General features: G+C 30.4%; 11 protein-coding genes. 6 read left to right on the forward strand and 5 right to left on the reverse strand.

Annotation, left to right across the window (positions count from 1 at the left end):
• Nucleotides 1-39: 39 nt before the first annotated feature.
• A complete protein-coding gene (locus tag P3X86_RS10315; RefSeq protein ID WP_483292608.1) occupies nt 40-1,110 on the reverse strand; it encodes a helix-turn-helix transcriptional regulator in 1,071 nt (356 codons plus the stop codon).
• Nucleotides 1,111-1,250: 140 nt separating this feature from the next.
• On the opposite strand from P3X86_RS10315, the gene P3X86_RS10320 reads away from it, so the two are divergent.
• Genes P3X86_RS10320 through P3X86_RS10345 form a run of 6 tightly spaced genes read left to right on the forward strand, consistent with a single transcriptional unit; the run spans nt 1,251 to nt 7,304 of the window.
• Nucleotides 1,251-1,991 carry a nucleotide-binding protein gene (locus P3X86_RS10320; RefSeq protein ID WP_483292609.1) on the forward strand — a complete coding sequence of 247 codons (741 nt, stop codon included), beginning with the start codon at nt 1,251-1,253 and terminating at the stop codon, nt 1,989-1,991.
• A gap of 19 nt (nt 1,992-2,010) precedes the next feature.
• A complete protein-coding gene (locus P3X86_RS10325) occupies nt 2,011-2,949 on the forward strand; it encodes a helical backbone metal receptor (protein WP_483292610.1) in 939 nt (312 codons plus the stop codon).
• A gap of 26 nt (nt 2,950-2,975) precedes the next feature.
• Nucleotides 2,976-3,974: a FecCD family ABC transporter permease gene (locus P3X86_RS10330; protein ID WP_483292611.1), complete on the forward strand. Its 999-nt coding sequence runs from the start codon at nt 2,976-2,978 to the stop codon at nt 3,972-3,974.
• Nucleotides 3,974-4,756, forward strand: coding sequence for an ABC transporter ATP-binding protein (locus tag P3X86_RS10335; protein WP_483292612.1), 783 nt, complete (start codon nt 3,974-3,976; stop codon nt 4,754-4,756). Before P3X86_RS10330 ends, P3X86_RS10335 begins: the two co-directional genes overlap by 1 nt.
• Nucleotides 4,757-4,760: 4 nt before the next feature.
• The gene (locus P3X86_RS10340) at nt 4,761-6,068 is read left to right on the forward strand and encodes a nitrogenase component 1 (protein ID WP_483292613.1); all 1,308 of its coding nucleotides are present in this window, start codon (nt 4,761-4,763) and stop codon (nt 6,066-6,068) included.
• Nucleotides 6,069-7,304 (forward strand): nitrogenase component 1, encoded by a 1,236-nt coding sequence (locus P3X86_RS10345; protein ID WP_483292614.1) that lies wholly within the window; start codon nt 6,069-6,071, stop codon nt 7,302-7,304.
• Nucleotides 7,305-7,378: 74 nt separating this feature from the next.
• Here P3X86_RS10345 and P3X86_RS10350 read toward each other — a convergent pair whose 3' ends face one another.
• From P3X86_RS10350 to P3X86_RS10365, 4 genes are all read right to left on the reverse strand, one after another.
• On the reverse strand, nt 7,379-8,614 hold the full coding sequence (locus P3X86_RS10350; protein WP_483292615.1) for a hypothetical protein: 1,236 nt from the start codon (nt 8,612-8,614) through the stop codon (nt 7,379-7,381).
• Between the two features lie 121 nt (nt 8,615-8,735).
• Nucleotides 8,736-10,118, reverse strand: coding sequence for a HAMP domain-containing sensor histidine kinase (locus tag P3X86_RS10355; protein ID WP_483292616.1), 1,383 nt, complete (start codon nt 10,116-10,118; stop codon nt 8,736-8,738).
• A 1-nt stretch (nt 10,119) separates the two neighbouring features.
• Entirely contained in the window at nt 10,120-10,812 is a 693-nt protein-coding gene (locus P3X86_RS10360) for a response regulator transcription factor (RefSeq protein ID WP_483292617.1), read from the reverse strand.
• Between the two features lie 728 nt (nt 10,813-11,540).
• Nucleotides 11,541-11,684 (reverse strand): hypothetical protein, encoded by a 144-nt coding sequence (locus P3X86_RS10365; protein ID WP_483292618.1) that lies wholly within the window; start codon nt 11,682-11,684, stop codon nt 11,541-11,543.
• Between the last annotated feature and the right edge of the window lie 329 nt (nt 11,685-12,013).

Raw genomic sequence — 12,013 nt, forward strand, 5'->3', positions numbered from 1 at the left:
TTATTAGTGAGTTGTCAAACACAAAGATCATAAGTCAGATTAATTTCTTTTTAAAGACATACGATACTTTTTAGGTGTAAGTCCTGTATATTTTTTAAATACAGTAGTAAAATAGTTTTGATTGTCAAAACCTACAGCTAAAGCAATATCGACTATAGAGTGATCGGTGGTTTCAAATAAGAGTTTACTGTTTTCTATACGAACTTTATTAAGATAAGAAGTGAAGCTTTCTCCTGTTTCTTTTTTAAAATTGGTAGACAGATAACCGGGACTTAGCTTTACTTTATTAGCAACATCACTTAGACTGAGGTATTTATCATAGTTTTGAGTGATATAATTTATAACTTTCTTTATTAGATAGCATTTGGGATCATTTTCAATACTAGATAATATGAAAAACTGAGTTTCTTTAATAAAAGATTTACCTATCATAAAAATAAAGCTATACTCGGTTGAGCTTGCTAACTTATCTAAGCTATTTTCATATATTTTATATATGAAACAGTTATTGTAATCAACAATTAGGTAATTACTTATAGTACCAATAAAACTTACAATAACATTTTTAGCAATATCAAAAGGAAGTAAAGAAAGAGCATGGGTAAAAGAGGTTTCATAAATACTTAGAGCTAATTTGAATTTAGATAGCCTGATATTTGCAATAATTTCATTCATTATACTTAGATAATTAGTTGAATGATTGAGCTTCTTATAACAGATACATCTTTTCATAGTAGAAGAATCACTTAAACTTCTTATATGATGTAGGCCATTTTCTACTAATAAATTTATAAAATTTTTAAGGTAACATTCCTTTGTTATATCAGAAAAAGAACCGATAACTATAAATCCCAATTGAGTATTACGTATATTAATTGGGAGAATTATAAAATAATCACTTTCAATGCAAATAGTTGTATTTTTACTGTTTGTATTTTTTAATACAGAGGTTATATCGACTGTTTTTGGAATTGTTCCTTTTTTACATATAATTTCTAAGCTAGAAGATATAGCGAAAATGCTAATACCACTTATATTATAAAAATAATCTAGTATAACATTTAGGTGATGGTTGTTAATAGAACCATCTTTTTTTAATATACATTTCATATAAAAAACTCCTTCGTGAAAAATTTATAAAAAAGTGAATAAAACTATAAGAACTTATAAAAAAATTTTGTTAAACTATATAGGATAATGATAATCAATATCACATAAAAAGTAAAGATATTTATCAAAGGAGAATCAAAATGAAGAGAATAGCTGTATATGGAAAAGGTGGGATAGGCAAGTCAACAACAGTATCCAACTTATCAGCTGCATTGACTACATTAGGATATAAAGTTATGCAAATAGGATGTGACCCTAAGGCTGATTCAACAAAAAACTTAATGAAAGGTAAATTCATACCAACGGTATTGCAAGTGATGAGAGATAAAGAGGATATATCACTTGAAGATATAGTGTTTGAGGGTTACAATGGGGTTTTATGTGTAGAGGCTGGAGGGCCTAAACCAGGGATAGGATGTGCAGGAAGGGGCATTATAACTGCATTTGAAAAACTAGATGAGTTAAAAGCATTTGAGAAATATCAGCCTGACGTGGTAATTTATGATGTTTTAGGTGATGTAGTATGTGGAGGATTTGCAATGCCCCTTAGAAATGGTTATGCACAGGAAGTCTATATTGTGACTAGTGGAGAAATGATGAGCATGTATGCTGCATCTAATATATCAAAGGCAGTGGGAGAATTCCAAAATAGAGGTTATGCAAAGCTAAAAGGCCTTATATTAAATGCGAAAGGAGTAGAAAAGGAACAAGAATTAGTTGAAAAGTTATGCGAAGAAATAGGAACAAATATTATCAAATATATCCCTAGAGATGGAAATATTCAAAAAGCAGAAAACGAGGGTAAAACTGTAGTAGAAGCTTTTTGTGATGCAGATATATCAAAACAATACATGAAATTAGCAAATCAAATTATTGGATAATAAAATGGGAGGTTATGTTATGAAAAAAATATTAATTATAATAAGTATGTTAGCAATGATTATGAGTTTTGCAGGGTGCTCAGAAAAAAAAGAGGATGTTAATACTAGCGCATCTAAAGAGCAAAAAGAACAAAACAATGAAAATGATCAAAATAAAGAAGCTGATAAATTAACAGCTGAAAGTAGGATAGCAGTTGGTACAAATTCTCTAACAGAAATAATAAATGAGTTAGGTATAAAAATGCTTGGAATACCTACTACGACTCATGAAAGAAAAGAAGAACTTAAGAAGATTGATACAATAGGGAGTCCTATGAATCCCGATATAGAGAAATTAAAATCTCTAAAGTTAGATTTCTTTATATCAGACGATGTACTTAAAAACTCATTACAAGAAAAATTAAAAAACCAAGATATAAAAACATTATTTTATAAAACTTCAAAATACGATGATGTTAAAAATACTATCAAATCATTAGCTGATACATTTGGAAAACAAGAAAAAGGGAATAAGCTAATTAAAGATATGGAAGCTATAGAAGAAAAGATTAAAAAGGAAACAAAGGATAAAGAAAAGATAACAGTGCTTGCTATATTTGGAACTCCAGAAAGTTTCATGATGTGTACAAAGCATTCATATGTTGGTGATTTGGTAAATAAAGCAGGTGCGATAAATATAACAGATTCACTAGAAAGTGCAAAAGGACCATATGTACCATTTAGTATAGAAAACATTGTAAAAGCTAATCCAGATGTAATATTGAGAATGACTCATGCAAATCCAGAGCAGAGTAGAAAGATGTTTGATAAAGAATTTAACAACAATAAAGTATGGCAATCACTTGATGCAGTAAAGAACAACAGAGTATATGATCTTGACAATAAATATTTTGGAGTTGTAGCAAATATAAGATGCGGTAAGGCTTTAGAAAAAATGTTCGAGATGATACACAAATAAGTCTTAGATAATGGAGTTATAAACAAATGAGTAAACTTTCAAGTATTAAAACTAACAATAAAAAATCAGTGTTATTTGCAGGTATATTAATATTAGCTTTATCGTTTTTGTGCTCGATTAAGTTTGGGAGTATTTCGTGTAGTTTAAAAAGTGTAGTAAATATAATATTAGGTAAAGATGAAGGAGTGCTTAATGTTATATTGATGGATGTAAGAGTGCCAAGAGCTATAATTGCGATAATAGTAGGCGCAAATCTTTCTATAAGTGGAGCATTATTACAAGCAGTTATGAGAAACCCATTAGCTGACCCTGGAGTAACAGGGGTCAGTGCCGGGGCAAGCTTATCAGCAATAATAATATTATTACTTTTTCCAACACTTACATATTTACTACCAGTGGTTGCTTTTGCAGGAGGAGCGGTCGCGTGTTTGATGGTATATATGTTGGCATGGAAAAATGGTATAAAGCCTATTAGGATAATATTAGCTGGAGTTGCTGTTAATGCAATTTTAGGAGGAGGAACATCACTTCTTTCGATACTGCATAGTGATAAGATTCAAGGAGTTTTGATGTGGGTTAACGGTTCACTTGCAGCTAAAAGCTGGAAGGATGTCTATATGTTATTACCATATTCAATAATAGGACAACTCTTATCAGTGTTTTGTATAAGAAGTGCAAATATACTACAGCTAGGTGATGATACAGCAACAAATCTAGGTAAAAATGTCAATAGAGATAGAGTGATAATATCAGCAATAGCTGTATATTTAGCTGGAGTATCTGTATCTGTAGTTGGAATAATTGGATTTGTAGGTCTAGTAGTACCTCACATTAGTAGATTGATTATAGGATCTGATTATAAATACATGCTTCCATTGAGTATATTACTAGGAGGTAGTGTTCTTAGTATAGCAGATACTGTTGCGAGAACAATAGTTGCACCTATAGAGCTTCCAGTAGGAGTTATTATGGCAGTATTAGGTGGACCCTTCTTCTTGTATTTACTAAGAAAGGGGGATGCTTAATGTTAGAGGCTAAAGGATTGATGATAGGCTATGAAAGTAAAATAGTAGTTGAGGATTTCTCTATAGATGTAAAAAAAGGAGAAATACTTTCTATCATAGGGCCAAATGGTTCAGGCAAATCAACTATACTCAAATCAATAGCAAGAATAATAAAACCTGAAAACGGAGTAGTTTATCTTTCAGGGGACAATATAACTAAAATCAGCCAAAAGGAGATAGCAAAGATACTCGCAGTAGTATCACAGCAAAACACATCACCAGCAGATTTTACAGTAAGAGACTTAGTTTATTATGGAAGAATGCCCCATAAAAAATGGTATGAAAAGAAAAATAAAAATGATCAAGAAGTAGTGGACTGGGCACTTGGTAAAACTAAGCTTTTACATATGAGTTCTAGAAAGGTTATAACACTATCAGGTGGAGAGAGGCAAAGAGCTTGGATAGCAATGGCACTAGCTCAGAAGCCTAAGATATTATTATTAGATGAGCCGACAACATACCTTGATATATGTCATCAACTTGAGGTATTAGAGCTAGTAAGAGAATTAAATGAAGATTTAATGCTTACATGCATTATGGTCCTACACGATTTAAATCAAGCAAGTAAGTATTCACATAGAATTTGTGTCTTAAAAGAAGGAAAAATATATAAGGTTGGATTGCCACAAAATATAATGACTAAACAGACAATAAGAGATGTATATAACGTAGATGTGCAGGTCAGGCAGGAAGAAGTTACTGGTAAACCACACATAATACCATTAGGAATAGCTGGGAGGTAGAACATTGAAATACAAATATGATTTATCGTTACTTGCATTATTAGATACGATAAAAAGTGATAAAGATATACCACAATTGTCATATGCACAATTTCCAGGAACACATTGTCCATTATTCGGAAGTGTTATGACAGCTTCTTATATAGAAGATTTAGTAGTTATGGTTGTAGGAACAGAGGAATGTACTTACTATGCTAAAGATTTTGCATACTTAAGGCAAAATGGCAAAGATAGATTTTATTCGTTAGTAATGGATAAAAACGATGTAACATTTGGATGTGGAGAAAAAGTAAAAAAGGCATTAAAAGCAATATACAAAAAAGAAAAACCAAAAGCGATATTGATAGTGACAACATGTATACCTGAATTAATAGGAGAAGATTACGAATCTTTAATTATAGGCATGCAAGAAGAGGTAGATTGTAAACTGCTAGTTGTTAAAACAGATCACTTTAAATGCAATAGTCATATTTCAGGAATAGAAAAGACGCTACAGGTATTTTCTAAATTAATGGTTAGCGGAGAAAAGAAAGAAAAAACAGTGAATATACTGGGTTATAGGTATGACGAGATAGAAAACACTGAGTTGTACAAGTTGTTAAGTGATGCAGAAATAAAAGTCAATATGACGATACCATCTAGCTGTACTATAGAAAACTTAAAGTATGCTCCAACAGCTACAGTTAATATCGTGGTAGATCAAACAGCAATGATGTTAGCGCATCAAATGAAAGACCAATATGGTATAGAATATATTAATTTTGCAAAGCATCTAGATATTGATGATATAGATGAAGCTTATAATAAGTTACAGGACTTATTGCAAATAAATTTAACGAAAAAATTAGAGATTCTTAGAGAGAAAGCATTAGAAAAAGTACAAAAGTCTAAAGCAAAACTTTCGGGAAAAACATTTATATATGGAAACACTCCATTTGACTGTATGAAGTTGTCTTTATTTTTAATTAAATTAGGAATGAAACCAATATTAATTCAAATGAGGGAATATCTCAAAAAAGATGAGATTAATATAAAACGAATCCTAGATACAGGTAATAATCCTTATGTGAGTAGAATAGCTAACATAGCACCACTTAGGACTGTGTATGATGAATATAAGCCAAGCTACTATTTAGGACACGAAAACCCTATGGAATTAATATCTAGAGGAATAACTCAGATTATACTAGACCCTGTAAGTAAAAAGCTTGGGTATGAAGTTATAGATGAGACATTAGAAATATTGACAAATGATAAATCTTTTAATTTTAGAAACAAAATGATGAAAAGCAAAAAAAAGGAGGTAATATAAATGCTATATGAGAATTTTCCATTACCTTCGGATAGGATGGGTACACTTTGGACTTTAACATCAATAAAAGATGCTATAATAGTTGAATTTGGGCCGGCAGGTACTACACATTTTGCAATAGAAGGGTTAATGCAACTAGGAGGAGATAGCCTAGCTAGAACCTTTACGACACATATAGATGAGACTGACATAGCTTTTGGAAAGCATGATAGATTAGAAAAGGCTTTATTAGAAATAGACAAAATATATAACCCACCAGTGATATTTATATTAGCTTCATCAATATCATCAGTTATAGGGATTGACACAGAAAGTATATGTTATATGATGAAAGACAAAGTAAGAGCAAGATTGATAGCTATAGATACAGGAGGATTTAAAGGGGATTATACAGTTGGAATAAAAGATACACTGAAAATGTTATGTAAAGAAATAGTAAAAGCTAGTACAGCCAAAGTACCTAAAACATATAATATCATTGGAAATCAAATGGACTATTATAACTATAAATCGGATGTGTGGGAAATAAAGAGGATGATGAAAGAACTATTTGACTGTGAATGTAACTGTGTTATGACAGCAAATACAAGTATAAATGAAATAGAAGGTGCTTCTAAGGCAGAATTCAATATCGTAATTAGGGCAGAGGGGATTGATTGTGCAAAATACATGTTAAAAGAGCACAAGCAAGAATATACAGTAGGTAGGCCATACGGATTTAAAGGTACGATGAAGTGGATTAAAGATATAAAGAATAAGTTTAATCTTGAAATTAATGAAGAGAAGCTAAATATTATTAGTCATGAAGCAACTAGTGTGATGATGAACTTATCTAGATATCTAAAATCCTATAAAATAAAAAATGCAATAGTAACCGCACCATATGATAGAGCATTGGGACTAAAGAACTTTTTAGGAGAAATAGGAATAAAAGTTCAATATACTGTAATAAACCACAAAATAAAAGATAGCAACTATATGTCAAAGGAAGAACTTGAAGACGAGAATGTAGTAATATGCCCTAGTGAAAGTAAGCTACAGGATATATTAGAAAGCGTGAAACCAGATATGATATTAGGGGATTTTATGTCAAACAAATACTATCAGACAAAAGTAAACTTACAAGTATCAAATCCAAATCTAAATAAAGTGCTTTATTATAATAAAACTCCTTACGTTGGTTTCGGAGGGCTGAACTACTTAGCTGAGGAGATAATAAACAAGATTAGAGAATAATAAGTTCATTATAGAAAAAATTAACCCCTTATTTAGGACATGATTCTAAATAAGGGGTGTTTATAACGATGGAATTATTTCAACACATCAAAGCCTTTGTTGATAAATTCATCATAAGTTACAAGCTTTCCTACTGGTGCATAATCTCCGATATAAGCATCACCAGTTGCTTTTTTATTTTCCTTGAAGTTTGGTACGAGATTTATATTACCTTCAAAGTTTGGATTAGATACAAGATTTCTGTAGATTAGTACCATATTTGAATCTGCTTTCCAAGGCATATAATTATAATTTGCATCTAAAGAATCTTTTACTTTAGTATCACCAATAACAAGATATACATATCCATCATCGGCTATCTTAATCTCTTCATCACATAGAGTCAGAAGGTTATGACTTTCAATATCTCCTTGACCTAGAGAAAAATAACGTACGTCTTTTTCATTTACTTTTGATAGAGTAGGTGCTTTAAATTTTACAACAGCTACTTCGTCATTTTTCCTAGTAATAGGCATAACTAAATAATCATTGTCTTTATTTGGATACATCCCATTACCACTTAGATGGTATGAATGTAAATCTTCAGTACGATTCACCAAGAAGAATGGTCTAACGATAGTTTTAATGATATAATTACCTACCGAAGAACGTATATGCATTCTTTTTGAGCCAACATTTTTACTTGTTTTAGGCAAGTCTGTTTTTTCTCCTGTGGTTGTATCGAATGCTTCAATAGTAGGAAGCACAGCGCCTCCTTTGTCATCTTGGTTAGGCAAATAATAACGTAAGAAAACAGATATTTTATTGAGTGAGTTGTCGTAATAAACAACGTTTTTACCAGAAATATTTTTAGTGCCTTTTGGAACTACATATATTGTATAGTGCTGGTCTGCTTTATATTTATTATCTTCAAGTGAAGCGAATTGGTTAATACTACCTTCGTCTGGAACTATATCATAATCAGTTATACTTTCTATAGGTGAAAAATTTGAGTCATTATAAACATTAATACTCATGTATCTAGCATCTGGAAACACACCTGTTATTTTTAAGCCTATATTTTTATTACTGTCTTTACGATTAAGACCAAAACGCCAATAATTAGCATACGCATCTGGATAAAATTTGATAGTGGGGTCATTGCCTATAAATTCATTATCCCAACCACCTTCAATAGTTGATGAACTATTTATTAAAGAGGTTTGAGATTTTGAAGTACCATCCATATTTTTATCATTTGCAAAAGCACAATTAGTAAAGATCATACTACCTAATAAACAAAAAGATATACAAGTTTTTAAAAGATTCATATTAATCATCATCCTTTCAATATTTTTTATCAGCTTGTGACTTTATTGTATATCCTCTTGTATTTTCATATCAACGGCTAAACTGTTGCTAAGTTGTTGCAAATGTATAATAATATATTTATTAAATTAATGGAAAGGATATTTTGAAAATTGCTCCGTTTTCACCCTCACCATTCATTGCGGTTAAAGTACCTCCCATTTGTAAAGTGGACGCCTTAGCTATTGCAAGTCCAAGACCGAACTTGCCAGTTTTGCCCTTGTAGAAACGTTCAAATATATGAGGTAAATCTTTATCATCAAAACCAGAACCATCATCTTTAATAGTGATTATAACTTCATGATCAGTAGACTCGAAAGTAATAGATACACTGTGTTTGGCGTAGCGTAAACAATTTGAGGTAATATTATATATGATTTGTGATAGTAATGTATCATTTGCTTCTATCATAACCTCATCCACCTTTATGTTGCTTATTAACTCTTTATTTAGTTTTACAGCTATACCTTTAAGGCTCTGGTAATATTCTAGTAAGCTATGTGATAGTATGGTTGGACTGAGTTCATAGTTATAATCAATATTTTCTATGCGAGATAGCGTTAGTATTTGATTTACAAAGTCGTTTAACCTTTGACTTTCTTCACATATGATACTAGAGGCATGGTGAACATCAGTAAAAACCCCTAGCTTAATACCCTCAGCATAGCTACTAATAGCCATCAGAGGGGTTCTAAGTTCGTGAGAAATATTTTGCATATAGCTTTTTTGATTTTCAGTTAACTTATGTAATTGCCTAGACATATCGCCCATATGAGTGCTTAATTGATATATTTCTGTAAAACTTTCATTAGGAGGAACATCTATAAAATCCCCTTTACCAATGAGTTTAGTATAATTACATAATTTGCTTATTGGCTTAATTATACCTTTTACAATAAAGGATGTTAGGACTAAAGCAATAATAACTGCTATAGTAGCTATAGATATAAAAATTATATTCATAATAGATATAATAGGCCCTGCAAAGTCTACTCTGGATACTAGTAAGATATTTGGTTTTAGTAGGAGTGAATTCATTTTAAAGACAGCGTATAGGTAGTTTTTATTATCAAAATTAACTTTGTAAATTTTTTCTGCTTCTAAATCAGGAAGTTTTTTTTGTAAATTTGCTACAAAGTTACCAGTTAGAGCTGTACCTGAGTTAAATTGAGATAGGGGTTTGTAATTTCTATCAAAAACCACGAATTCAATGTTTTTATTAAAGCGTGTGGATTGTAAAACAAGTGCTAAAACACCATTATTGATAGCTATAGATGCATTTCTTTTAGTTGAATCCCATAGTATTTTTCGATTTTTAGACATTTTAATTATGTTTTGTAGCTCATCTCTAGAAATTTTTTCTTCGGCATAATTCATACCAATGTTTACTACCAATAGAGTAATAATAGGTATAAGTATAATAATTACAAACATAGGTACTAATAATTTCTGCTTAAGAGATTTCAAGTTAAGTACCTCCTTTAGTTAACTTAAAGCCGAATCCCCAAACAGATTCGATAATAAGATTAACACCAGCAATTTCAAATTTTTTGCGTAATCGCTTGACAGCATAATCCGTAGAACGAGTATCAACATCAAAATCATAATTCCATACATTTTGTAGTAGTTCTTTTCGAGATAATGCGATTTCTTTATTTTCTAATAAATATTTGGTTAGAACAAATTCCGTAGGAGTTAAGTCAAGAGCTTTATTATCGCACCAAGTATTACGACTATTAATATTGAGTTTGAGATTGCCATAAGATAACTCTATGATTTCATTAGATTTTTTAGTAAAATTTATACGTCTAAAAATTGCCCGTACTCTAGCTACTAATTCAACAGGAGAAAATGGTTTAGTTAAGTAGTCATCTGACCCCAGAGTAATGCCTGTTATTCTATCTACTTCGCTATCTCTAGCAGAAACAATAATAATAGGTACATTGCTTTTTTCCCTGATTTTTGTGCAAAGAGCTAGACCATCTGTACCAGGCATCATTATATCGAGAATAACCAAATCAGCAGGTTCAAGTAAGAAATGCTTTAGAAGCGCATCTCCTGTTTCGAATTCAACTACAACAAAGCCGCTACTTCTTAAAAATGCAGCCATAGGATCTCTTATGTTACGTTCATCGTCTGCTATATATATTTTTTCTTGCATTCTATCACCTCGACATCATTATATAATATAACTGTTTTTGAAAAAAGTATGCAACAGCTCTTGCAACAGTTTTGCAACAAGTTCATGAAAAAGAGTTAGGCTTTTACAATTACATGGATTGCAAAATATTGAGTACATATTTTTTATCGTAACTATATTAGAAGCATTATTTAGATTGTAGTAGAAAAAACAATAGACCAAATTAATGGATTTAATAATCCGATAATTGGTCTGTTTTTAGACATAAAACTTAGCAAAGAAAATAAGTAAAGTATTAATTTATACATAAATTGTACTTTACTTTTACTTGCTAGGATTATATATAACTTATATAATTGTCCTAGAATTTAGAAAGATAGATTCCATAAAGTTAGACCCAATTGTGGTGGTTTATTTGGGTCTGTTAATATATCATTAGTTTCAGTCATAAAACTATTTTAATTATTTCTCCATTAGTTCATCTTCTGAATTTGATTTAATATAGTAGTTGCAAAACTTTACACTATTTATTTCCCATATGTTAATTTATAAATCACTAAAATAGATACTAGTAAATAACCTAATATTTTTTAAATACATTACTTCAAAAGTTCGTTTCTTCATTTCTTTTCTAATCATAAACTTATGGGTAAGTAAATAAACGTTAACCACACATTACAGTAAAAGTTTTGCAACTATTCAATGTTATATAATATAACATTAGAAGCTACCTTAAAGTATATAGAAAGTTATAATATCGTTCTTGGTGGATAATAATTGTCTGTTGCTTGCCATGAAATAGAAACAGCACATATACAATCGCAGAATTCCTCAAGTCTAAAGATCTCAACATATGAACCATCATTATTCATTCTTTTTTTTAATTTTTTCATCTTTTTTCCTCCTATCAATTATAGTTGGTTGTATAATTGTAAAACCAGCAAACACATTTCATCCTATAATAGCAATAATGACAAGCAAGATTGCATTTGCCTGTTACTTTGAACATTTGATAATGTATCATCAATATCGTACAGTTTAGAAAAATTTTAAATCAATAATATTATAACAATAAATTACATAAATGTAAATAAATATATTAAAATTAATCAAAACAACTGAAGTATCAAGCAAGTTAATTAATTAAGTTGATTCTCAGATGTTAATCATTATTGTCTTTAATTTAGAATATAAAATTTAATATTTCAACTTGATTTTTTAG

Source organism: Abyssisolibacter sp. ZYX002 (assembly GCF_056892235.1).

What these genes read in the sequence shown, in the direction of transcription:
- P3X86_RS10315 (WP_483292608.1), bottom strand. Translation starts at nt 1,110, where the DNA reads ATGAAATGTATATTAAAAAAAGATGGTTCTATTAACAACCATCACCTA.
- P3X86_RS10320 (WP_483292609.1), top strand. Translation starts at nt 1,251, where the DNA reads ATGAAGAGAATAGCTGTATATGGAAAAGGTGGGATAGGCAAGTCAACA.
- P3X86_RS10325 (WP_483292610.1), top strand. Translation starts at nt 2,011, where the DNA reads ATGAAAAAAATATTAATTATAATAAGTATGTTAGCAATGATTATGAGT.
- P3X86_RS10330 (WP_483292611.1), top strand. Translation starts at nt 2,976, where the DNA reads ATGAGTAAACTTTCAAGTATTAAAACTAACAATAAAAAATCAGTGTTA.
- P3X86_RS10335 (WP_483292612.1), top strand. Translation starts at nt 3,974, where the DNA reads ATGTTAGAGGCTAAAGGATTGATGATAGGCTATGAAAGTAAAATAGTA.
- P3X86_RS10345 (WP_483292614.1), top strand. Translation starts at nt 6,069, where the DNA reads ATGCTATATGAGAATTTTCCATTACCTTCGGATAGGATGGGTACACTT.
- P3X86_RS10350 (WP_483292615.1), bottom strand. Translation starts at nt 8,614, where the DNA reads ATGAATCTTTTAAAAACTTGTATATCTTTTTGTTTATTAGGTAGTATG.
- P3X86_RS10360 (WP_483292617.1), bottom strand. Translation starts at nt 10,812, where the DNA reads ATGCAAGAAAAAATATATATAGCAGACGATGAACGTAACATAAGAGAT.
- P3X86_RS10365 (WP_483292618.1), bottom strand. Translation starts at nt 11,684, where the DNA reads ATGAAAAAATTAAAAAAAAGAATGAATAATGATGGTTCATATGTTGAG.